This is a genomic window from Rhizobium sp. CG5 (assembly GCF_023701945.1).
In the GTDB taxonomy this organism is placed as follows: Bacteria; Pseudomonadota; Alphaproteobacteria; order Rhizobiales; family Rhizobiaceae; genus Allorhizobium.
On record NZ_JABAEF010000003.1, the window covers coordinates 112874 to 136468 of the forward strand.

The 23595-nt window shown below is 61.8% G+C and carries 22 protein-coding genes; 5 read left to right on the forward strand and 17 right to left on the reverse strand.

Annotated elements, in window-relative coordinates:
- Window positions 1-6: 6 nt before the first annotated feature.
- Window positions 7-843, reverse strand: a complete 837-nt coding sequence (locus tag HGO38_RS06415) for an AraC family transcriptional regulator (RefSeq protein ID WP_234625076.1) — start codon at window positions 841-843, stop codon at window positions 7-9.
- Between the two features lie 467 nt (window positions 844-1310).
- Here HGO38_RS06415 and fhuE point away from each other — a divergent pair, with 467 nt between their 5' ends.
- Genes fhuE through HGO38_RS06440 form a run of 5 tightly spaced genes read left to right on the forward strand, consistent with a single transcriptional unit; the run spans window position 1311 to window position 7208 of the window.
- Window positions 1311-3563 (forward strand): ferric-rhodotorulic acid/ferric-coprogen receptor FhuE, encoded by a 2253-nt coding sequence (fhuE, locus tag HGO38_RS06420; protein ID WP_234625077.1) that lies wholly within the window; start codon window positions 1311-1313, stop codon window positions 3561-3563.
- 3 nt (window positions 3564-3566) lie between these two features.
- Window positions 3567-4520, forward strand: a complete 954-nt coding sequence (locus tag HGO38_RS06425) for an ABC transporter permease (RefSeq protein ID WP_234625078.1) — start codon at window positions 3567-3569, stop codon at window positions 4518-4520.
- Entirely contained in the window at window positions 4517-5470 is a 954-nt protein-coding gene (locus tag HGO38_RS06430) for an iron chelate uptake ABC transporter family permease subunit (protein WP_272492754.1), read from the forward strand. Before HGO38_RS06425 ends, HGO38_RS06430 begins: the two co-directional genes overlap by 4 nt.
- Complete coding sequence (locus tag HGO38_RS06435; protein ID WP_234625079.1) at window positions 5467-6243, forward strand: iron ABC transporter ATP-binding protein; 777 nt, start codon at window positions 5467-5469, stop codon at window positions 6241-6243. Before HGO38_RS06430 ends, HGO38_RS06435 begins: the two co-directional genes overlap by 4 nt.
- Complete coding sequence (locus tag HGO38_RS06440; protein WP_250955110.1) at window positions 6240-7208, forward strand: siderophore ABC transporter substrate-binding protein; 969 nt, start codon at window positions 6240-6242, stop codon at window positions 7206-7208. The genes HGO38_RS06435 and HGO38_RS06440 overlap by 4 nt, the downstream gene beginning before the upstream one ends.
- Window positions 7209-7257: 49 nt before the next feature.
- Here HGO38_RS06440 and HGO38_RS06445 read toward each other — a convergent pair whose 3' ends face one another.
- From HGO38_RS06445 to HGO38_RS06520, 16 genes are all read right to left on the reverse strand, one after another.
- Window positions 7258-7494, reverse strand: a complete 237-nt coding sequence (locus HGO38_RS06445; RefSeq protein ID WP_234625081.1) for a DUF2274 domain-containing protein — start codon at window positions 7492-7494, stop codon at window positions 7258-7260.
- Window positions 7495-7496: 2 nt separating this feature from the next.
- Window positions 7497-8639, reverse strand: coding sequence for a TraB/TrbI/VirB10 family type IV secretion system protein (locus tag HGO38_RS06450; protein ID WP_234625082.1), 1143 nt, complete (start codon window positions 8637-8639; stop codon window positions 7497-7499).
- The gene (gene trbG, locus HGO38_RS06455) at window positions 8636-9595 is read right to left on the reverse strand and encodes a P-type conjugative transfer protein TrbG (RefSeq protein WP_234625083.1); all 960 of its coding nucleotides are present in this window, start codon (window positions 9593-9595) and stop codon (window positions 8636-8638) included. The genes HGO38_RS06450 and trbG overlap by 4 nt, the downstream gene beginning before the upstream one ends.
- On the reverse strand, window positions 9592-10281 hold the full coding sequence (trbF, locus tag HGO38_RS06460) for a conjugal transfer protein TrbF (RefSeq protein ID WP_234625084.1): 690 nt from the start codon (window positions 10279-10281) through the stop codon (window positions 9592-9594). The genes trbG and trbF overlap by 4 nt, the downstream gene beginning before the upstream one ends.
- Window positions 10278-11624 (reverse strand): P-type conjugative transfer protein TrbL, encoded by a 1347-nt coding sequence (trbL, locus tag HGO38_RS06465; protein ID WP_234625085.1) that lies wholly within the window; start codon window positions 11622-11624, stop codon window positions 10278-10280. Before trbL ends, trbF begins: the two co-directional genes overlap by 4 nt.
- Window positions 11625-11627: 3 nt before the next feature.
- Entirely contained in the window at window positions 11628-11906 is a 279-nt protein-coding gene (trbK-alt, locus tag HGO38_RS06470; RefSeq protein WP_234625086.1) for a putative entry exclusion protein TrbK-alt, read from the reverse strand.
- Between the two features lie 21 nt (window positions 11907-11927).
- Window positions 11928-12692, reverse strand: coding sequence for a P-type conjugative transfer protein TrbJ (gene trbJ, locus HGO38_RS06475; protein WP_234625087.1), 765 nt, complete (start codon window positions 12690-12692; stop codon window positions 11928-11930).
- On the reverse strand, window positions 12689-15145 hold the full coding sequence (gene trbE, locus HGO38_RS06480; protein ID WP_234625088.1) for a conjugal transfer protein TrbE: 2457 nt from the start codon (window positions 15143-15145) through the stop codon (window positions 12689-12691). Before trbE ends, trbJ begins: the two co-directional genes overlap by 4 nt.
- Window positions 15146-15156: 11 nt before the next feature.
- A complete protein-coding gene (locus tag HGO38_RS06485) occupies window positions 15157-15435 on the reverse strand; it encodes a VirB3 family type IV secretion system protein (RefSeq protein ID WP_234625089.1) in 279 nt (92 codons plus the stop codon).
- Window positions 15435-15767, reverse strand: a complete 333-nt coding sequence (locus HGO38_RS06490) for a TrbC/VirB2 family type IV secretion system protein (protein ID WP_234625090.1) — start codon at window positions 15765-15767, stop codon at window positions 15435-15437. The genes HGO38_RS06485 and HGO38_RS06490 overlap by 1 nt, the downstream gene beginning before the upstream one ends.
- A complete protein-coding gene (gene trbB, locus HGO38_RS06495) occupies window positions 15764-16744 on the reverse strand; it encodes a P-type conjugative transfer ATPase TrbB (protein WP_234625091.1) in 981 nt (326 codons plus the stop codon). Before trbB ends, HGO38_RS06490 begins: the two co-directional genes overlap by 4 nt.
- 144 nt (window positions 16745-16888) lie before the next feature.
- On the reverse strand, window positions 16889-17350 hold the full coding sequence (locus HGO38_RS06500) for a ribbon-helix-helix domain-containing protein (RefSeq protein ID WP_234625092.1): 462 nt from the start codon (window positions 17348-17350) through the stop codon (window positions 16889-16891).
- 10 nt (window positions 17351-17360) lie between these two features.
- Entirely contained in the window at window positions 17361-19352 is a 1992-nt protein-coding gene (locus HGO38_RS06505; RefSeq protein ID WP_234625093.1) for a conjugal transfer protein TraG, read from the reverse strand.
- A gap of 256 nt (window positions 19353-19608) precedes the next feature.
- On the reverse strand, window positions 19609-20544 hold the full coding sequence (locus tag HGO38_RS06510; protein WP_234625094.1) for a LysR family transcriptional regulator: 936 nt from the start codon (window positions 20542-20544) through the stop codon (window positions 19609-19611).
- 83 nt (window positions 20545-20627) lie between these two features.
- Window positions 20628-21830, reverse strand: coding sequence for an MFS transporter (locus HGO38_RS06515; RefSeq protein ID WP_234625095.1), 1203 nt, complete (start codon window positions 21828-21830; stop codon window positions 20628-20630).
- Between the two features lie 82 nt (window positions 21831-21912).
- Window positions 21913-23547, reverse strand: a complete 1635-nt coding sequence (locus tag HGO38_RS06520; protein ID WP_250955111.1) for an ABC transporter ATP-binding protein — start codon at window positions 23545-23547, stop codon at window positions 21913-21915.
- Window positions 23548-23595 lie beyond the last annotated feature (48 nt).

Consider the following 23595-nt stretch of genomic DNA (forward strand, 5'->3'; position numbering starts at 1 on the left):
CAGCCGTCACCCCGTTACAATCCTACGCAAACATGAACGATGGTAAGCGCAGAGCTGTCCTTCCGACAAGTATCGGGCGGGCGGCTTGCCGACAACCTTACGGAACATCGTGATAAAGCCGCTCGCGTTTTCATAGCCGAGATCGAGTGCCACATTCTGCACCAGTTCGCCAGAAATCAGACGCCTCAAGGCGTGAATGACGTGAAGTTGTCGGCGCCAGTGGCTGAAATTCATGCCGGTTTCAGCAAGGAGCAGACGGCTAAGATTCCGTTCGCTCATGCCAATTCGCAACGCCCATTCGCTCAATGTCGTCTTGTCGGAAGGATGCTCGAGCAGCCTTCTCGCCATCCTTTTGATCCGAGCGTCTTGTGGCAGGGGAAGGCAAAAATCTTCGACTGGCGCTACCGAGAGTTGGTCGAGAAGGGTTGCGATCAGCCGTCCTTCACTGCCCTCTTCATCATAGGCTTCCGGCAGCTTGGCTGCTTCGATGATGAGTTCCCTGAGAAGGAGAGTAACCGAGAGCGTGTGGCACTGGGACAGGCCCATGGGGTCTCGACTCGGATCGATAAACAGTGAGTAGCACTCAGCCGCTCCCCAGCCGCGCAGCGAGTGCTCCGCGCCACCCGGAATCCAGATCGCGCAATTGGGTGGTATGACCCACACCGCATTGTCGACTTCGCAGTTCACGATGCCTCGCATCACATAAACAAGCTGCGAGCGCTTGTGGCGATGACGGCGATATTCCCAGTATCTCGCCTCGACGGGAACGCCCATTGCCGTGACTTTTCGGATGCCGGCGTCGACATCGAGATCGATGGGAATGTTGTCGTCTAAAGCAAGCATGAACGCATAGGACCGATATTTCGAAATTGGCAGCTACACGAAACTTATGATCGAAGTTTCTCCTATCGGCAATGCCACACAATTCGAAAAGTGTCCCAGCGTGGAGCAAACGGTCTGATAGCTCGCAATGCTGCCTCTGAACAACAGAACGAACTGATGCCGAAGCGGCGGCCTGGAGGCAGTCAGCAGAGGGCCGACGAATTGGAAGCGTTCTGATCAGGCTAATGAATGGGTCGTGCACGCTGGCGACGCAGACCATCACAGCCTGTCTTACGCCGAAGGGGAGCTTCGCCGTTTCAGACGCGAATCATTGGTCCGAGCGACGATGTGCGCTGCATGTCCGATTCAAACAACATCTTGGCCAAGCTTCGCTATCGGCCAGCACTGATGATCCGATACGCGGTGAGACCGTGTGACTTCTTCTTGGAAGTTCACTCAGCACCGAGTCGGATTTTCAGGGGGCAAGTTTGAATACTCAAATCATTCTAAAGAACGCATCGTCTACAAAGTCAACTGCCGTTGCTTCTCAGAGTACGGGCTCTTGCTCCAGAACGAACGCCCCTTCCAAAAGCGGCCGCCGTACCCGTCATGCATGGCGCTTCGCTCGCCTCCTGGGTCTGGGCACTGCGCTGTCAGGATCGCTGCATGCGTTCGCTGCATTTGCGCAGGAGCCACAGCTCTCCGACTCCAACGTGACAGTGCTTGACCCCATCGTAGTAACTGGCAACGGAGATAGTTCTGACTACACGGTGCAATCGTCATCCACGGCCACCAAGCTCAATCTCGAGCTGAAGGAAACGCCTCAGTCCGTCACGGTCATCACCCAGGAACGCATAAAGGATCAGAATCTCCAGACGATCGGAGACGTCCTGAACAACAGCACTGGGATTTCGCAGAGCACCTACGACAGCGAGCGCACCACGTACTGGTCGCGCGGTTTCCGCGTCGGCAATTTCATGTTCGATGGGATTCCGACGACGATCGACGCCACCGGAACCTACATCGATACAAACCTTGATTCCTCGATATATGAACGGGTGGAAGTCATTCGCGGGGCCAACGGGCTGCTGACCGGCGCTGGCGATCCGTCGGCAGCAGTGAATTTTGTTCGAAAGCACGCGACTAGCGATGTCTTCACCGCAACGATCACCGGCGGCGGCGGAACGTGGAACAATTGGCGAGGCACGGCCGATATCAGTACGCCGCTGACGAAGGACGGCTCTGTCAGGGGGCGGATCGTGACCACCCTACAGGACACGGAGTCGCAGCTAGACAGGTATAGCAACGAGAAAAAGCTGTTTTACGGTGTAATCGATGCGGACCTTGGTCCAAACACACTGTTGAGCTTTGGCTACGATTATCAGGAAGCGCGTCCCAACGGCGTAACCTGGGGTGGCTTCCCTCTCTGGAATTCCGCCGGCCAGCGGCTCGATTGGTCACGCTCCTTCAATCCTGCTCCGGCCTGGTCCTATTGGGACACGACGAACCATCGCGCATTCGCCAGCCTTGAGCACAAGTTCGATAGCGGTTGGACAGCACGAGTGGTCGGCGCTCACGCCGAAACAGAATCGAATGCGAAGCTCGGCGGCATTCAAGGCTGGCCAAACCCGGCCACCGGGGCAGGCACTTTTGGCCTTGCCAACTGGTACATCATGAATCGCAAGGTCGATTCCGTTGACGCCTACGTTAGCGGACCATTCGAGCTATTTGGCCGCCAGCACGAGCTTGTCTTCGGCGCGAGCGCAAGTCGCCAGCAAGAGCACACGAAGGGCACGAATTTCGCAATGTTCGCGATCGATAATGCCTTCACCTTCAACGGTTCCGTGCCAGAGCCGAACTGGGGGCCTTTAAATGACCAGGGTACGAATACGGTCTATCAGAAGGGCCTCTACGCCACCGCCAAGCTGAACATAACGGATCAGTTCAAGGTACTACTCGGCGGCCGTTTCGCAGATTGGCGGACGACGGGCGCGAACAGCGCGGAAGAGCACAAGTTCATCCCCTATCTCGGCGCCGTCTATGACCTGACAGACACTTACTCCATCTACGCCAGCTACACCGGCGTGTTTAATCCACAGACCTACAAGGACAGTAGCGGCGCTTACCTCGCGCCACTGGAAGGGGTAAACTACGAGGCGGGCATCAAAGCTTCCTACCTTGACGGTCGGCTGAACGCCTCTCTGGCGGTGTTCCGGACAGAGCAGGATAATGTTGCTGTGGTGGACGGCTCAAACATGGTGCCCGGAACCACTCAGCAGGCCTATCTCGCCGCTTCGGGGACGGTGAGCACTGGTTTCGAAGTCGAGGTGAACGGCGCCGTCACCGACCGCTGGAACGTCGGCGCAGGATTCGCGCACTATTCTCTGGAAGGCCCAGATGGGACGTCGATCAACACTGATGTTCCACGCTCCACGCTAAAGCTGTTCACCGCCTACACCCCGCCAATCCTCGACGACAAATTGGTAGTCGGTGGCGGCGTGAGATGGCAGAGCAAGACCTATCAGGACGCCACGGGGCCGTTGGGCGTGGAGCGTGTTGGCCAGGATGCTTATGCGCTGGTCGACTTGTTCGCTCGCTACAACATCACGTCCAATCTGCAAGCCCAGGTGAATGTCAGCAATCTCTTCGACGAGAAATACTACAGCCAGATCGGCTTCTACAATCAGGGCTCTTATGGGGCGGGCAGATCCGTATTTGCGTCTCTGAGTTACAAATACTGATCGATGGGAACGAGGTTCGGTGCACACCTTCTAACCCTGTTCGTCTTGCTGAGCGTGGCGTCGCTGTTCATCGGTGCCAAGCAATTGTCCTGGGAACAAATTGCGGGGCGATCAGACGATGCCTTGCTGATGCTCACGGCAAGCCGTCTTCCGCGCTTTGCTGCCCTCGTGACGACAGGGGTCGGCCTGTCGATCTGCGGCGTGATTTTGCAGCATATCGTTCAGAACAAATTCGTCGAACCCGCGACATCCGGCGGGTTGGATGCGGCCAGGCTCGGAATCCTGACTGCGCTGATATTTGCGCCCGGCGCGGGGCCGACAGGCAAGATGCTTTTTGCCCTGGCGTTTTGCTGTGCGGCAAACCTCATCTTTGTCGCGATCATTCGGCGGATCGGCATGAACAATACCGTTCTCGTCCCTGTCGTTGGCCTGATGTACGGCAGCGTGCTGAGCGGCATCGCGGAACTCTATGCCTACAGCAAGAACCTCGTTCAAAGCATGCAGGGGTGGCTGATCGGAGATTTCTCTAAGGTCATCGAGGGAAACTACGAGATTCTCTATCTCATCGTCCCGGTCGTTGCCGTCGCATATCTGCTTGCGCATCGGTTCACGGTTCTGGGGATGGGGGATAGCATCGCCACCAGTCTCGGCCTCGGCTATGCCGCGACGGCAGCCATCGGCCTGATACTGGTCGCCGTCACCGTCTCCGCATCTGTTATTGCTGTGGGCGCCATACCCTTCGTGGGTCTGGTCATCCCCAATCTGGTAGCGCTGCGCTGTGGCGAGAACCTGCGGAACACGCTGCCGCTGATAGCGCTGTCCGGGGCCTGTCTGCTGCTCGCCTGCGATATTGTGGGGCGCCTCCTGATCTACCCGTTTGAGATCCCGATCGGAGTAACAGCCGGTGGCTTTGGCGGCATGCTGTTCCTCGCGCTGATCATCTGGAAGAACCGATGATTATGCGCGCCAGATCTCGGCTTTGGCTGCCGCTCCTTCTCATCGTTTTGGTGGCTGCCTTCCTGCTCTTCAGGTCGGAACTCGATTTCGAATACATCATTCCCAAACGGCTCGACCGTTTGGCGGCGATGATGATCGGCGGCGTCTGCGTGGCCTTCTCCGCGGTGGTATTCCAGATCATCGCGGGCAACCGTATTCTGACGCCAGCGATCATGGGCTACGAGGCAGTTTACCTGCTGTTTCAATCGCTGTTGACGTTGCTGTTGGGCGGGCATCGCTTTGTCGCGCTCAACAGCACGGGATACTTCTTCCTCTCCGTGCTGTTGATGCTGGCCTATTCCTGGGTGCTCCATCAGTGGCTGTTCCGGGATGGCAAGCGCAACGTCTACTTCCTGCTGCTGACGGGTTTGATTCTGACGATGCTGTTCGGGACCTTCGCGCAGTTCATCGCGATCAAATTGAGTCCCAGCGATTTTGCCGTTCTCCAGGGCGCGAGCATCGTTTCGTTCAACAGGGCGCAATCCGTACAGATCGCCTATTCCGTCGTCCTGGTCGTGGCCAGTGTGGCGGTCGTACTCAGGACGCTCTCCTATCTCGACGTGCTATCGCTCGGCCGCGATCAGGCGATTTCTCTCGGGATCAATCACCGACAATACGTGCGCCTCTATCTCGCGCTGATCGCCGCCCTGGTGGCCGTTTCAACCAGCCTGATCGGGCCAACGGCCTTCATGGGTGTCTTCGTGGCTAACATTACCTACTCCATCACGCGTGCGACCCGCCCACACATAACCTTGTCGGCCGCCTGCGCTACGGCGATCTGCGTGTTCATCGTCGCGCAATTCCTCGTCGAGCATGTCTTCAACTACAAGACGACCGTGAGCATCCTCGTCAATCTGGTCTGCGGCATCTACTTCCTGATGCTCATGATCCGGACGCGAGGTGCTGCATGATCAGCGTCCGCAATCTCGACAAAGCCTATAGCTCGAGCCTGGTGCTCTCCGACATAAGCGCGACCTTTCCGTCACGGCGTCTGACATCACTTATCGGACCGAACGGCGCGGGCAAGAGCACGTTGCTGATGCTCATCGCCAGACTGCACCTGCCAACGCGCGGCGAGATCCTGATTGAAGACAAGCCGATTACAGACTTTCGCCTGAGCGATTACGCGCAGAAGATCGCGACGCTGCGACAGTCGCCGATCTTCAATCTTCGACTGACTGTTGAGGAACTCGTCGCTTTCGGGCGCTTCCCCTACAGCAAGGGTGCGCTTAACGACAAGGATCGCGCTCAGATCGAGCAGGCGCTGGAATTCCTCTCGCTCGACCGGCTGCGCAAGTCCTACATCGATGAACTCAGCGGCGGCCAGCGACAGTTGGCGTTCCTCGCCATGACCATCGCGCAGGAAACCGACTACCTGCTTCTCGACGAGCCTCTCAACAATCTCGATATGAAGCACGCCGTCCAGATCATGAGGGCCTTGCGTCGTTTGTGCGATGAACAGGGGCGAACCGCGATCATGGTGGTCCACGACATCAATTTTGCCGCCAACTACTCCGACCACATCGTAGCCATGAAGCACGGTTCGGTGCGGTTCTCTGGGCCGCCGTCAGAGGTTATCACCGAGAAAAATCTACGTGATCTCTACGATCTCGAATTCGAGATCCTGAAAGGCGAGCAGTCCATGCTTTGCAATTATTTCAAGCCATCAGGAGCGATATCATGAGATGGAAGAACAAAATCGGTTTGTGCATGACCGCAGCAGTCTTGACGCTGGCGGCGACATTGTACGGTGTGACGGCTGGCGAACAGGACTCACCGGCAACGGCAATAGCGGAGCCGGTCATCGTACAGCATGAGCTGGGAACCGCCACGCTGGCAAGCCGCCCGAAGCGCGTGGTGTCGTTCGATATGAGCGTGGTCGACTCGCTCGACCAAATGGGGATTTCGGTCATCGGAATGCCGAAGGACTATGTTCCCCGGTTCCTGTCGCAATATGCGGACAACCCGGATATCGCGGATCTTGGCTCGACCATTCAGCCCAATCTGGAGCGTGTTCATCGAGCCAAACCCGATCTGATACTGATTTCGCCGCTGACCGCGCGAAGCTATCAGGAACTGTCGCAGATCGCTCCGACGATCTATTTCGACTTCGATTTCATGAACAAGAGTGGTAACTATATCGAGGTCGTGAAAAAGCAGCTTGGGACATTGGGACGTGTCTTCGGCGTTGAAGCGCGGGCAGAGCAACTGTCAGCGGAAATCGACAGGAAGGTCGAAGAGGCCCGGCAGGTCACAAACGGTCGTCCTGAGAAGGCTCTCGTTATCATGCACAGCAACGGCTCGTTCACGACTTTCGGTGTGAAGTCGCGCTATGGCTTCATCTTCGACACGTTGGGGGTTAAGCCGGCAAGCCTGCATGTCGATCCAGGCCCCTATGGGCAGCCGATCTCCAACGAATTTATCCATGATGCGGACCCCGACATTATCTACGTGGTAGACCGCATGGCTGCGATCGAGCATCGGTCCGCTGATCCTGCTGTCCTGGAGAACCCTTTGCTGCGTGAAACCAAAGCATGGAAAAACGGACGCGTGCTCTTCGTTGATCCGGACTCTTGGTTTCTCACCAGCGCCGGGGCTCAATCGCTGCAGAATTTGATCGGCGACGTGATCAAAAGCTACGAGAAGTGAGCTGCGGAGCCGAGGCGTTTCATGTAGTTAGGGCCAATCGTCGAGCGGCCTAACCCCTTTCGGCTCCGTTAGTTGTGCGACGAGCTTTCGCAAAAGCGCGATCCGTGGCGATAAACCGCTCCAGCATGGGCACGATGAGTTTGACGGGATCGGCGGCGGGCTGACTGCTCTCGCGAGCCAGCACCTCTGCATAGGCGACCAGATTGCGGTGGAGCGGCCCCGGCAGTTCCACCGTTACTTTGACGGGCTTGTCCTCGACGATAGGACCGAGTTTCAGCTTTGCCATGGTCAGTTCCTGTAGGGTTCGAGTACGAGATCGCGCGTGACGATGACCCTGACCGGGAAACCTGGCCGGATGGTCAGCGTCGGCGCGACTTGCAACTGGCGCTGGACTATCTGCTGACCGGCCTGATTGACGGTGTCCTGGGCGCCGTCGCGAACGGCGCGGATCAGACGGTCATTGTCGTCGGTGGCGAGTTCTGCACCAACGCCGAGCAGGGTCGAGAGAGCTGCGGCCTTGGCGAGATCCCACCAGTGGTAATCGACGCCATCCTCCAGACCGGCATAGCCCTGCGTGTCCGCGCCCGGCTGGCGCTCCAGCACCATGGAGCGGCCGTTGGGCAGAATGAGACGGTTCCAGACGAGCAGCACGCGACGCTGTCCGAACTGGACGCTGTTGTCATACTGGCCGACGAGCCGCGTGCCCTGCGGCACCAGCAGAATGCGGCCTGTAGGGCTGTCATAGATATTCTCTGTAACCTGCGCGGTGATCTGGCCGGGCAGATCGGAACGGATGCCGGTGATGAGCGCGGCCGGGATGACTGCTCCGGCTTGCAGCACGAAAGGCGATGGCGGCGGCGTGACGCGATCGGGCGTCACGGTACGCCGGTCTGCCGCTGCATTGAGGAACGCAAGCTGCCGATCCTGCGCGGTCGGCTGACCAGTCTGACCGCCGAGATCGAAACTGGGGAAACCGGGTGTCGTTCCCGTCCCGGTCGTGTTTGCCGATCCCTGCCGCGACTGAAAGAAGACGGTGCTGACGCGGGCGGCTTCTTCCTCGGCGCGGCGGCGTTGCTCGGCCTCGTCGACGCCGGGTGTCGGAACGACGGGCGGGACGACGGGTTGCGCGTTGTTCTGCGCGGAAAGGATCGGCCGTCCGAGATCGCCGGGCAGCGCCGGACCGAGGATCGGGCCGGTATAGTCGCGTGGCAGTCCGGCGAGACCGTCAGCGGTCTGCCGATTGGCGGTGGAGTAGAGTTCTTCCCCGCCATCGCCAGGCGCGCGGGTCTGAAGGGCATAGATCAGCGCCCCGCCGATCCCGACCAGGGCGACGGCCGCGACGCCGGCAAGCATCTTGCGCGACAGGCGGGTGACACGGGGAGCTTCGGCGCGCAGGCGCATCGGGGCGGTGTTGGTTTCGGTCTCGCTCATGATTGCGGCCTCCCGTCGGTGCGAACAATCCTGACGATCTGCTGGCGGTCGCCGCTGCCAAGGCGCAGCTCCGCTGCACCGAACAGGCGATCGACGATCAGGATGTGTTGATAGATGCGGCTGTTGACGATCTGCGCTTCGCCCTCGGGGCCGATGACGAAGATCGGCGGCATCTCGCCCTGCACGATTCCGCGCGGGAACTCGACATAGACGCGGCGGCCGTCGTCATAGACGGTGGTCGGCTTCCAAGGCGGATTGCTGCTGCTGGTCAGGCTGTAACGGTAATTGCGCGCTGTGACGGCCGGAATGATCGGCGTCGCCGGGACGGCCTGCCGCCCGCCGCCTGCCGGTTGCGGATAGGCCCACGCGACAGCGGGCATATAGGGCTTCTCGCCCGCGCGTAGCTCGATCATATAGGTGCGGCGGTCGGTGGTGATGACGAGATTGGTCGTGATGTCGGCGCGCGTCGGCTTCACCAGCACATGCACGCGGCGGGTCGCGCCGGAACCGGATTCCGTGTCGCCGATAATCCAGCGGGCGGTATCGCCGGCGGCTATCGGGCCGGCGCCAGTCAGGCTCTCGCCGGGTTCGAGCGCGATGTTGGTGATCTGGCCGGGGGCGGCATAGACTTGATAGAGCGCGCCTTCCGACCATGGATAGACTTGGATGGCGTTGAAATATCCCTCGCGGTGCGGCTGCACACGCGCAGCCGCATTGGCGTTCTCGACACGGCCCGTCGCCGTGCTGGCCGTCTGGCCACCGCGCGCGACCGTCCAGGCCGGAGGGACATGCAGCGGCCTCGGCCGGTCGTCCGTCACCGATGCGGGAATGGCCGGTAAAGGCGGCACGCTGGCGTCGTAGCTGATCTGCGGCGGCTTGGTGGAGGCGCAGCCGGCGAGCATGGTCGCCGAAAGCAACACGGCGGCGATTGCGGATTTGCGGGGTGCCGGCGTCATTGGCTCATCTCCCGCGACCAGTTGATGGCGTTGACGTAGATTCCGAGCGGATTGGCTTTGAGCCGTTCGGCGTCGTGCGGCGGCTGGACGGCGATGGTCAGGATCGCGGTCCACCGCTGCGTGCCGGAGAGCTGACCGTTCTCGAAATGCCGTTCCGTCCAGGCGACACGGAAGCTGTCGGGCGACGCTCGGATGACACTCGAAACGTCCACGGCGATCTGCTGCTTGCCTACCTTGGCGAATGGGTCGTTGGTGCGGGCATAGTCGTTGAGCGCGCCCGCGCCGCGGTCGGTGGTCCATTCATAGGCGCGAAGCCAGTTCTGCCGGACGATGATCGCGTCCGCCGGGATCGAGCGGACCTGCTCGATGAAACGGGCTAGATGCCATGCGATCTGCGGATCGGTAGGGCGATAATTGGCCGTGGCGGGCGCAACGGTCTGTGCCTGACCGAGATTGTCGACCTGCACCACCCAAGGGACGACGGTGCCGCTCGCAGACTGCCAGACGAGAGCGGTGGCGAAGCCGGCTGAGAGAAAGAGCGAGCCAAACGCCATAAAGCGCCAGTTCCTCGCCTGCACGCGGGCCGAGCCAATGCGCTCGTCCCAGACCTGTGCAGCCTTCTGGTACGGGGTTTCAGGTTGAGGTGTTCTGCCGTAATGCGCAGCGGGTCGCTTGAAGAGGTTCATGAGCGGTCACTTTCAGAGAGGTTGACGGAAGAACCGGAGCTATGGCTGTCACCGGACCGAACGGCATGAGCGGTTGTCTGGACGGCGTGGCCCATGTGGCCGGATCGGCGCATTCGCTGTGCCCAGCCGGGCGTCGCACCGGCGGGCCGAGCCGATGCAGGCGGGGTTTCCGCCGCGCCGCCGACCGTCCCCATGGTCGAGGAGCCGCCGGTCGCGCCGAGGCCGGATTTGACGCCATCGGAGAAGCTGGATTTGACGCTGGCGGCGGCGCGGCGAAGCGGCGACATAGCCGCGCTGCCCGCCGCACGCCCGACGCCGCCCATGCCGGACGCGACACCCGTTGCACCGAATTGGCCGAGTGAACCGAGGCTGTAGGCGGCCGACGCCGCGCCCACTGCGGTCGCGCCGCCACGCACGGCGGCCGCACCCGTCGAGAGCGTGGCTGCGCCGCCTTTGGCGGCGAGGCCGGCAGCGCCAGCGCCGGCCAGCACCATGCCGCCCGCCGCAAGGCCGGTGCCGACGGCTGCGCCGGCGCCGAGCTGGGGACCGCCCGAGACGAGTCCGTTAGCGATGCCGGGGCCGAAGATGCCGAGGCCGAGCAGAGACAAAGCGGCGAGCACGACGGCCATCGCGTCATCGATGCTTGGTGTCTGACCGCCGAAACCTTGCGTGAATTGCGAGAAGAGCGTCGAGCCGATGCCGATGATGACGGCGAGCACCAGAACCTTGATGCCGGATGAGATGACGTTGCCGAGCACACGTTCGGCCATGAAGGCGGTTTTGCCGAACAGGCCGAAGGGGATCAAAACGAAGCCAGCCAACGTCGCCAACTTGAACTCGATCAACGTGACGAAGAGCTGGATCGCCAGAATGAAGAAAGCGAGGATGACCAGCGCCCAGGCGAAAAGCAGGCACGCGATCTGGATGAAGTTCTCGAAGAAGGCCACCCAGCCCATCAGGTCGGAAATGGATTCGAGCAGCGGCCGGGCGGCGTCGAGGCCGGTCTGTGCGACCTTGCCGGGACGCATTAAGTCCGCCGTCGAAAAGCCGGTGCCGCTTGCTTTGAGTCCAAGGCCCGCGAAGCTGTCGAAGACGATCTTCGCGAGGTTGTTCCAGTTGCCGATGAGATAGGCGAAGACACCGACGAAGAGCGTCTTCTTGACGAGCCGCGCCATGATGTCGTCGTCCGCGCCCCAGGACCAGAACAGGGCGGCGAGCGTCACGTCGATGACGATGAGCGTGGTGGCGATGAAACCGACCTCACCGGACAAAAGCCCGAAACCGGAGTCGATGTAGCGGGTGAAGACCCCGAGGAAATTGTCGATGACGCCTGCGCCGCCCACGGTTCACCGTCCTTCCGGCGCAGGCGACGCGGGCGTGCGGCCCAGGAAGCGGTCGCGAGTCTCGGCCCAGACGCGCAGGCAGTCCGTGTCGTTCGCGGCCTGCTGACCGAGATGCTGGCACCGGCGTTGACCTTCGCGCAGCGGGTCGCGGTCGGGTTGGTGAAGGCGCACCGGCGAAGATGCCGGCGCGTCCTCCTTGCGGTTCAGTTCGATCACCGTTGCTGTGATGGCTACGGCGACGAACACGATTGCGCCGAGGCGTGCCAGCATCTTGCTGTCCATGACGTACCCACCCTCTCGCGATCACTTGCCGCTGTTGAACATCTGCGCGTTGCCGGGCGTGTAGCCGCTGCCCGGCGTCAGGAACCGGCGGCGTTGTTCGCGACCCTGTTCAGCGGCAGCGGCGCGCTCGGCCTCGGTGAGTGCGCTCGCCCGGCCATTGGCGGCGAGCAACGCGACCAGATCGGAAAGCTGCTGCGACTGAAGCGCAAGAATCTGGTTGCCGGCTTGAGTCGCCTGAAGCGCGCCGGTCGCGCCCTGGCTCTGGCTGACAAGCGCCGACATCTGTGTGCGGTTGGTGTCGATATTGCCGACGACGCCAGCCTGCACCCGCATCGCGTCCTGCAAGCCCCCCACAGTGTTCTGCCAGCGCGAGCGGGCATTGGCGACGAGCTGCTGATCGGTGGTCGACATCGAGACGTTCCCATATTTTTGCTGGAACATCTGGTCGATCTGCTGGACGTTGAAGGCGATGCCCTGCGCCTGGCTCAAAAGCTGCTGGGTCTTCTGAACGTTCTGCTGAAGCTGCTGGAGTGCGGAGTAAGGCAGGCTCGCCAGATTGCGCGCCTGATTGATGAGCATCTGCGCTTCATTCTGAAGCGACGTAATCTGATGCGTGATCTGCTCCAGCGTGCGCGCCGCCGTGAGGACATTCTGCGCATAGTTCGACGGGTCGAAGACGATGATCGCGTGCGCGGGCGTCGCGACCATTGGCGAGAGCATGATCGGCGCGGCCAGAATGGTCGCGGCCAGAATGGCGGCACGCGAGCGGATTTTACCGGTCTTCATGATTCAGTCTCCTTTTCGGCTTGGGGGATGAGGGACGAGAAAGTCGGGATGAGTTCGGCGGCCCAGCCGACGTCGCGGGCCTGGAGCCACGCCGCGAGAAAGCCTTCGCGGCCGTGTTCGGCGACAAGGCTGGTGATCAGCGACTGGTCGGATTTGGAGGACGCAGCGCAGAGCACGAGGCCGACTTCGGACAGGCCCAGCTCGAACAGGCGATTACCGCGCCGGGACTGGCAGTAGTAGTCGCGCTTGGGCGTCGCCCGCGCGAGGATTTCGATCTGGCGGTCATTGAGCCCGAAGCGGCGATAGATGGCCGTGATCTGCGGCTCGATCGCGCGTTCGTTCGGGAGAAGCAGCCGCGTCAGGCAGCTCTCTATGATGGCCGGGGCGATATTGCTGCCGTCGATGTCGCTGAGCGACTGCGTGGCGAAGATGACGGAAGCGTTTTTCTTGCGCAGCGTCTTCAGCCATTCGCGGAGTTGGCCGGCGAAGCCTTCATCGTCCAGCGCCAACCAGCCTTCGTCGATGATGAGCAGCGTCGGGCGTCCGTCGAGCCGGTCGCCGATGCGATGGAACAGGTAGGACAGGACGGCCGGAGCCGCCCCGGTCCCGACAAGCCCTTCGATCTCGAATGCCTGCACGGCCGCGCGGCCAAGCTGTTCGGCCTCGGCATCGAGCAGCCGGCCATAGGCCCCGCCGACGCAATAAGGCCGGAGCGCCTGCTTCAGATCGTTCGATTGCAGCAGGACGCTGAGGCCGGTGATGGTGCGTTCCTCGGCCGGCGCGGAAGCGAGCGAGGTCAGCGCTGTCCAGATATATTCCTTGGCCTCGGGCGTGATCGTGATGCCCTCGCGCATCAGGATCGCCACGATCCAGTCAGCGGCCCAGGCACGTTCATAGGTGTCGTGGATGCCGGCGAGCGGCTGAAGTGAAACGGAGGTGTCTGAACCTTCGGTGAGGCCGCCGCCGAGATCGTGCCAGTCGCCGCCCATGGCGAGCGCGGCGGCGCGGATTGAACCGCCGAAGTCGAAGGCGAACACTTGGCTTCGTTCATAGCGCCGGAACTGCAAGGCCATGAGCGCGAGCAGCACGGACTTGCCCGCGCCGGTCGGACCGACGACGAGCGTGTGCCCGACGTCGCCGACATGCAGGGATAACCGGAACGGGGTCGAGCCTTCGGTCTTGCCATAGAGCAAGGGGGGCGCACCGAAATGCTCGTCCCGTTCCGGCCCCGCCCACACGGCGCTCAGGGGGATCATGTGGGCGAGATTGAGCGTCGAGACCGGCGGCTGGCGGACGTTGGCGTAGGCATGTCCGGGGAGCGAACCGAGCCAGGCATCGACAGCGTTGACGGTTTCCACCATGGCCGTGAAATCGCGGCCCTGAATGACCTTCTCGACGAGCCGCAACTTCTCGTCAGCGAGACGCGGATCGGCGTCCCAGACCGTGATCGTGGCGGTGACATAGGCCATGCCCGCAATGTCGGCCCCGAGTTCCTGCAAGGCCATGTCGGCGTCGAGCGCCTTGTTCGCGGCGTCGGTGTCCACGAGGGCGGATGCCTCGTTGGTCATCACTTCCTTGAGGATCGCCGCGATGCCCTTGCGCTTGGCGAACCACTGGCGGCGTATCTTCGTCAGCAGTCTCGTCGCGTCGGTCTTGTCGAGCAGGATCGCGCGCGTGCTCCAGCGATACGGGAAGGCCATCCGGTTGAGGTCGTCGAGTAGGCCGGGCGTGGTCGCGGTCGGGAAGCCGATGACGGTGAGGATGCGCAGATGTTCGCCGCCAAGACGCGGTTCCAGCCCGCCGGTCAGCGACTGATCGGCGAGCAGCGCATCGAGATAGAGCGGCGTTTCCGGCACGCGGACGCGATGGCGTTTCGTCGAGACGGTGGAATGTAGATAGGTCAGCGTCTCGCCGTCGTCGAGCCAGGCACATTCGGGCATGAAGCCGTCGAGCAGCGCCAGCACGCGGTCGGTGCGATCGGTGAAGCCGCGCAGGATCTCATGAGGATCAACGCCGGAGCGTTCACGCCCCTCGTAAAGCCATGTCTCGGCGCGTGCGGCTTCCTCGGCCGGGGGCAGATAGAGGAAGGTGAGGAAGTAGCCGGAAACGAAATGCGTGCCCGCTTCCTCGAAGTCGGCCTTGCGTTCGGCATCGACCAACCCGGAAGCCGGATCGGGGAATATGCTGTCGGGATAGGTCGCGGCTTCGGAACGCTGCGCCTCGACGAAGATGCTCCAGCCGGAGCCGAGACGGCGGAAGGCGTTGTTGATGCGGCCGGCGACAGCGACCAGCTCGGCCGCGACGGCGGAATCCAGATCGGGACCGCGAAACCGCGCCGTGCGCTGGAAGCTGCCGTCTTTGTTCAGCACGACACCTTCGGCGACGAGCGCGACCCACGGTAGATAATCAGCTAGTCGGCTGGCGGTGCGGCGATATTCGGCAAGGTTCATCATGACAGTGCCCCTCAGACCGACAGATGACCGGGGATGCGCAGGTGCCTGCGCCCGACCTCGACGAAGAGCGGATCGCGCTTGGCGGCCCATACTGCCGCGAAGTGGCCGACAGCCCAGATGAGGAGGCCGACCAGCCAGAGGCGTAGGCCGAGGCCCACGGCCCCGGCGAGCGTCCCGTTTAGGATCGCGATGGAACGCGGTGCGCCGCCGAGCAGAATATGCTCGGTTAGCGCCCGGTGGACCGGCACAGTGAAGCCCGGCACGTCGAGTTGCTCGAAGGCCATCGCCATCAGACGAGCGCCCCGCCGCCGAAGCTGAAGAAGCTCAGGAAGAACGAGCTGGCCGCGAAGGCAATCGACAGGCCGAAGACGATCTGGATCAGCTTGCGGAAGCCGCCCGACGTGTCGCCGAAGGCCAGTGCCAGACCCGTCGCGATGATGATGATGACGGCGACTATCTTGGCGACCGGCCCCTCGATCGACTGGAGGATTTTCTGAAGCGGCGCTTCCCACGGCATGGACGAGCCGGAGGCATGGGCGGCCGGGACGAGGACGAGATTGACGTAGGTGAAGGTGGCGGCCGTCGCGATCATGCGACGCACGCGGATAGCGGTGCGGATCATGTGGGTTCTCCTGTGGTGGGGGTGGCTTGGGTGATGCGGTAGTCGCAGTCGGAGCCGAGCCCTTCGACGCGGGCGAGTTCGGCGAGCCGGCGCGCGGAGCCGCGGCCGGACAGGACGGCAACGAGGTCGATTGTCTCGGCGATCAGCGCGCGCGGGACGGTGACGACAGCCTCTTGGATGAGCTGTTCGAGGCGGCGCAGTGCGCCGATGCCGGTTCCGGCGTGGATGGTGCCGATGCCGCCGGGGTGTCCGGTGCCCCAGGCTTTGAGAAGATCGAGGGCTTCGGAGCCGCGCACCTCGCCGATGGGAATACGGTCGGGCCGTAAGCGCAGCGACGAACGGACGAGATCGGAGAGCGTGGCGACGCCATCCTTGGTCCGCATGGCGACAAGGTTCGGGGCGGCGCATTGCAGCTCGCGCGTGTCTTCGATAATGACGACGCGATCCTGTGTCTTCGCTACCTCGGCCAGCAGCGCATTGGTCAGCGTGGTCTTGCCGGACGAGGTGCCGCCGGCGACAAGGATGTTGGCGCGGGCTGCCACGGCGGCGCGCAGCGTCGCGGCCTGACCGGCGGTCATGATGCCGGCGGCTACATAGTCGTCGAGCGTGAAGACAGCGACGGCGGGCTTGCGGATGGCGAAGGCTGGCGCGGCGACGACAGGCGGCAACAGCCCCTCGAACCGTTCGCCGCTCTCAGGCAGTTCGGCCGAGACGCGGGGCGCACGGACATGAACTTCCGCGCCGACATGATGGGCGACCAAGCGTACGATACGTTCGCCATCGGCGGCGGACAGCATCTCGCCCGTATCGGCCAGACCTTCCGACAGCCGATCCACCCAGATACGGCCATCCGGGTTCAACATGACTTCGACGACGGCGGGGTCTTCCAGAAACCGGGCGATGGCGGGGCCGAGCGCCGTGCGCAGCATCCGCGCGCCGCGTGCGATGGCTTCCGGTTTGTTATGGCTGGCAGTCATATCGCCCCCGTTTCTTCACGAGGCGCAACAGACAGTCCCCGGATCGGGGTCGATTAAAAGAGCCTGAAATCAGGCCGGTTCAACAAGTATCGGAAGGCGTGCGGGGATCGGCGGCTATCGGCGGCGAATAGGACGGTCGACTATTCAGGCGGGATCGCTGTTCGTCTCGAATTGATCTGCCGCGGGATCGTCGGGGACCGACTCGACATCGCGCGACAGCTCTTTGAGGAACCTGTCTCCCGTCGCCAATCGACGGCCGAGCGTCTGCATGAAACCCTTGAACCGCTCCGCACCTTTTGCCTTGGCGGATGCATGCGCGCCGTCTGGTAGCGGCGGTGTGACCATGAGCCAGAATTGGACAAACAGCGAGACGGCTTCGCCGAGCACGGCGAGATCTTCATCGAGCGTGTCGATCTGGCGGCCGAGCTTATCGAGACGGCGCGACATGGCCGCTTCCAGTTTTTCGCTCGCATCGCCCGACAGGAAGGATGCGACGGCGGCTTCGACGATGGCGGATTTCGACACCTTCCGGCGGTGCGCCAGCGCGTCGATCTGTTTGAGTAGCGCCGGGTCGAAATAGACATTCATGCGGGTGCGAGTCGTCATGGCGCGTTCCTCAAAGCTCGATCCCGTCACCGGGGTCCAATGACGCCTGCCGCGCGACCACGCGCATCTGGGCACGCATCGCGTTGGCCTTGGCCGCGTCCACGTCGGGCTCGTCGTCCAGCAACTCGAACTCCTGTGCCGGCGACGGTGGCGGCGCGACGATTTCCTCATGCTCGGGCAATTCCGGCTCGCGGCGGATGCCGGCATTGGCTGTGTCGCCATCGGCGTGGACCGTAGTGGTCGCGGATGCTCCATCCGCCGCCGAGACAACGCGGGCGGACCAGTCGTCCGATGTGGCCGGATTTGCAGCAGGCACTAGGGCCGCAAGGTCTGGAGGAGTCAGAATGCGCTCCTGCAACCGCGCGTCCTCGAAATAGCGAGCCTTGGTGGCGCGGATCGGCGGCGTTCCTGCCACCATGACGATCTCGTCGGTGGGTGGGAGCTGCATGATCTCGCCGGGCGTCAGCAACGGCCGCGCTGTCTCCTGCCGCGACACCATGAGATGGCCGAGCCAGGGTGAGAGCCGATGGCCCGCATAGTTGGTGGAATCGCGCAGCTCGGTCGCCGTGCCCAAGGCGTCTGAAACGCGCTTGGCGGTGCGTTCGTCATTGGTCGCGAAACTCACCCGCACATGGCAATTGTCGAGGATCGAATTGTTCTGGCCGTAGGCGCGCTCGATCTGATTGAGGCTCTGCGCAATCAGGAAGCCCTTGATGCCGTAGCCGGCCATGAAGGCGAGCGCCGACTCAAAGAAGTCGAGACGACCGAGCGCGGGAAACTCGTCCAGCATCAGCAGCAGACGATGGCGCTTACTGGAGGTCGTTAGTTCTTCGGTGAGCCGCCTGCCGATCTGGTTGAGGATCAGGCGGATCAGCGGCTTGGTGCGATTGATGTCGGACGGCGGCACGACAAGGTAGAGGCTAACGGATTTCCGGCTTCCGACAAGATCGGCAATACGCCAGTCGCAGCGTGCCGTCACCCGCGCCACGACCGGATCGCGGTAGAGGCCGAGGAAGGACATGGCGGTCGAAAGCACGCCCGACCGTTCATTGTCGCTCTTGTTGAGCAGTTCCCGCGCGGACGATGCGATGACGGGATGAACGCCGGCCCTGCCCAAATGTTGCGTGTCCATCATCGCGCGCAAGGTGGCTTCCACCGGGCGGCGAGGATCAGACAGGAAGTTCGCGACGCCGGCCAGCGTCTTGTCGGGCTCCGCGTAGAGAACATGCAGAATCGCACCGACAAGCAGGCTGTGGCTGGTCTTTTCCCAATGGTTGCGCTTGTCGAGGCTGCCTTCGGGATCGACCAGAATGTCCGCAATGTTCTGGACGTCGCGGACTTCCCATTCGCCCTGCCGCACCTCCAAGAGCGGATTGTAGGCTGAGGATTGCACGTTGGTCGGATCGAACAACAGGACGCGGCCATGCTTGGCGCGGAAGCCGGCTGTCAGGCTCCAGTTCTCGCCTTTGATGTCATGGACGATGCAGCTTCCCGGCCAAGTCAGCAGCGTCGGCACGACAAGGCCGACACCTTTGCCGCTTCGCGTCGGGGCAAAGCACAACACATGCTCCGGGCCGTCATGGCGCAGATAGTCGCGATCATAGCGGCCGAGCACGACACCATCGGGGCCGAGCAGGCCTGCGGATCGGATTTCCTTGTCCCCCGCCCATCGGGCGGAGCCATAGGTGGCTACGTTCCGCGCTTCTCGCGCTCGGATGATCGACATGAGGATGGCAGCAGCGATGGCGAGAATGCCGCCAGATACAGCGATGATCCCGCCTTCGGTGAAGATCGCGGGTGCGTAGGCGTCGAAAGAAAACCACCACCAGAAGAAGGCTGGTGGATAGTAGACTGGCCATCCGGCCAGCTCGAACCACGGATGGCCAAGCTGGGGCTGGAATCCGAGCCGCCATGCGGTCCATTGCGTCGCCGTCCAGGTCATGACGAAAACGATGGTCAGGACGACGGCGATCTGACCCCAGAGTATTCGGCCTCCACGCATACAGGCTCCAATCGGCAAAAATGTTGGAGCCGATCAGAGAATAGGCGTTTCCGAGAGTGGCAACAGGAATGGTGATGCGGGAGGGCTGCCGGATATTGTGGCGTACAAATAGGATGGTTTGGTCAAGCGATCGCCTGTGTATCCGGTAGCGATCTCTCACGGATCGAGCCGTCGTGCGGGCGGCGGCGCTAGACTTAGCAAGCTGCCAAGCGCGAAGGCCAGCCCATCCAGAGCGGCCTTGCTCAACCGAGCCGTATTATGATCGATCGTTTTTCGTGGACCCAGCCGGTAAAGACGGAGAATTGAGCAGGACTGACGATTGACGCAATTTAAGTGCAACACTGAGCAGGTTTGAGAGCACGGGGCTGCGATTGTTCGGAGACCATACCGCCGAAAAACGAACGCTCTCAGGCTCATCGGCAATGGGCAGGAAAACCACGCCTGGCACTGGCGTCAGGGCGCTTTCCTCCAAAAACAACGAGATACCGTGCTCAGCCGCTATCATCGAAAGGAGAGCACTATTACCAATATCCAAGCGGATGATGTTTGGAATTGGCCATCGTCCAACCGAGCGAAGTACGATCAGTTCTTGCACCTGCGGGCCTGATCCGCCTTGCCTAACAAGAAAGGGTTCATCGGCGAGTTGTTGCCAATCTATACTCGACCTGCTTGCCAGACGATGTGTTGTTGATACGGCCACCATCACGCGATCGTGCCAAACTACACGAGAATGAAGGTCCGGGATTTCTTTAATGTCAGCCATGAAGGCGATATCGAGTTTTCCTTCCCTGACCTTAATCTGCGCATCGCGGGCGCTGGTTTCAGAAATGTGCAGTTGGATAAGAGGATGCTCAGAGCGAAATCGCCGGAGCAGATGATCCAATGCACCTCCAGTTGTTAAAGAGTGTATTCCAACACGTAGATGTCCCTCTACACCATGCGCCCGCATGCCGGCTGTCTTGATGGCATCGTCGAGAATGACCATTGCTTCATCCACCTGTTCGACGAAACGCCGTCCAGCTTCAGTGAGGCTGACGCCGCGGGTATTGCGATGAAAGAGAAGAATTCCGAGCTCTTCTTCAAGTGATTTTACCCTCGCACTGACACTCGACTGACTGATGCCGAGCGCCTTCGCTGCCTTATGGAAGCTGAGGTACTCGGCGACAGCAAGAGTTTGAACCAGGGAAGCCATGGAGATGCGGCCGCCGAATAGGCGCAATGTATTTCGCGAATTTTTGTCGTTGAGATGCCGGCGCCGCATGTTGGTGACGGCATTTAGTTGCGATTGTACGGAAATGGAGACGGCAACGCCGCAATCATGCGCGCTCGCCCCGCCAGCGTTCCAAGGGCTGCCATCCTAACAGAAAGAACGCCGCCAACAGCTATCGGGAGGGACCAATTTCCCACCACATGATGGAGTTGCCCGGCGAGCGGAGGGCCACAAGCGGCCAGCAGGTTGCCAATGCACTGAACCATCCCGGAGAGGGTAGCAGCCTGAGAAGCGTTCCCGGTACGCAATCCGATGAAGATGAGGGCGAGCAGCATGCCAGCGCCTGTCCCTAATCCAAAACACGGAACCCAAAGAGCTGCCAAGCTGGGAGCAATGTACAGTCCCACGAACGCAATGCCGGTAAGGATGCCCATCAGCGCAGTTAGCCATCGCTGGTCCTTCAGGCCGGCAACGATCGGTCCGAGGACGAGACCCGGTACTGCCCAGGCGAACTGCATCACGCCATGAAGTGTGCCGGCTTGCGAAGCGGAGAAACCGCTTGAGGTCAAGATGGCTGGCAGCCAGCCGACCAGCGCATAGTAAAGCAGCGAAGTGACGCCCATGAGCAGTGTAACCTGCCAGGCAATGACAGATCGCCAGACCGGTCCTCCATGCGGTGGGCTGGGGGTGTCGGGTGTTGGCCTGGAGGGATGTCGCAGTTGAGGAAGCCATGCTGCCAATGCAACGGCTGGAAACACCAGGACGGACCCGAGCGCAATCTGCCATCCACAGACATTGGACAGAGGAACCGCAGTTGCGGATGCGAACGCGGCACCGATGCTGATTGCGCCTATACCGGTGATGGTGGGAACATGAGCGGGAAAATCCCGCTTGAATATGCCGGGGAGCAGCACGGTGCTGACGGCAATCCCAGCCCCAAAAACGACAGTTCCTAGGTACAGACACCACACTGGTCCGGCCGAGCGCACCGCTATGCCCGCGATTGTTATGAGAAGAGATCCGAACAGGGCTCGTTCGAGGCCATATTCCCGGGCGAAGATCGCTGCGAATGGCGAGAGGACACCAAAGGCGATCAAAGGCAGCGTCGTCAGGAAGCCGGCTAGAGCCGATGAAAGATCAAACGTCGATTGCAGTTCGCCCAGAATTGGTGCGACGGCGGTAACAGGCCCGCGAAGGCTTGTTGCGACAAAGATAAGCCCGACGATCAGCAGGGCTTTGTGAGCGTTGAATTTGCGACGTATGACCATCTTCAGGCTTAATTGCTGCTGGCGTCCCAGGAGATGCCCAAGACGCCAGTGTTGAGACGATACGGGGAAGCGCAGCGGGCCGTCAGGCAGCTATGCGCCACCCCTTGGCGGTCTGGCGTTGCGCCAGGAAGTGCGAATAGAGGCCGCCTTTCGTCTTCAACTCGTCGTGCGAGCCCTGTTCAGCAATCTTGCCGTCATCGAGCACGACGATCTGATCGGCCATGGCCACCGTAGACAACTGATGGGCTATGACGATCAGGGTGCGCTTGCCGCGCAGTCTGGCCAGCGTTTCCGCGATGGCCGCCTGATTTTCGGCATCGAGAGCGGCCGTTGCTTCATCGACCAGGAGAACCGGAGCGGCCTTGATCAGGGCGCGCGCGATTGAGATGCGCTGCCGTTCGCCTCCGGAAAGACGAGCACCACCTTCACCGACCGGCGTTTCCAGCCCTTGCGGCAGCCGTGCGATGATTTCGGCAACGCCGGCGAGCCGTGCGGCCTCCAACACCTCCGTATCGCTGGCACCCGGTTTGCCAAGGCGGATGTTGTCGCCAATGCTGCCCTGGAACAGATAGGTGTTCTGGAAGATCTGGCTGATCTGGCCCGAAAGCTGATCGTCCGACATGTCCCGCACGTCGATGCCGCCGATCGCAACACTGCCTCCGGTCACATCGAAGAAGCGCGCGATGAGGCGGACAAGCGTGGTCTTGCCCGAACCGGATGCCCCGACCAGAGCCGTCATCGAACCGGGGGCGATACGCAGGCTTACACCCTTCAGCACGTCTGGCTGCGCCGTCTCATAGCGGAAAGACACGTCGCGCATTTCGACCGACCCGTCGCGTGGTGCTTGCGGCGAACGCGCCTGCGGCAGCGGCGCTATGGCGAAGATGTCGCGGATGGCGTTGAGCTGGCCGCGCGCGCTGCGCATCGCCTCGCCATAACCCGCAACGTCGAGCAAGGGGTCGATGAAACGATTGGCCAGCATCAATGCGACGATGACCGCGATCATTGTCTCGGCTTCCAGACCGGCGCCCAGAGAGCTGTTCAGCCACAGCGCGCCGACTATCAGCAGGGCCGCGAAGATGACCTGCACCACCCACGCATTGAGGACCACGGAAACCGCCGACATATAGATGAGCTTCAAGCCCGATTTGCGCTGGTCTTCGATCGCCTGTTCGAGAAAGCGCGTGCCGCCACCTTCGCCGTTGAAGGCGCGCAGGACCGATTGTGCCTGAGCGAACTCGACGATGCGCTGGCTGGTCGCGGCCGCCTTGTGATGGAATCCTTCATCTGCCGCCATCCCCAGACGCGAGGCGATGACAAAGATGCCCGCGAGGATCGGCAATGCAACCAGTGCAATGAGACCCATCTGCCAGTTCAGGGCAAGCAGGGCCAGCACGATGACGATCGGTGTCACGGCGCTGCTGATCAGCGGAGTGAACAGGTGCGCGGGAAGCTGTGCGACCTCCATCATGCCGTGCGACACGACATGGCTGAGGCGTGCGGTATTCTCGGGCGAGAACCATCCGACCGGAAGGCTGGCGATGTGATCACCGATCCGGTGGCGCGCGCTCTGGACGATGGCCGTGCCCACCCCCATGCCGGCCTCCTCGACGTACCGGCGCAGCGCCCAGCAGGCGAGCACGCCGACGAAGAAGAAAAGGAGCCAGGACGCGGCAGTTTGTGTCTGGTTGAGCAGGAGGTTGCTGATGACGGGCACGAGCGCTGTGATCGTCAGACCGCTCAGCAGCCCATAAATGGCGGCCAT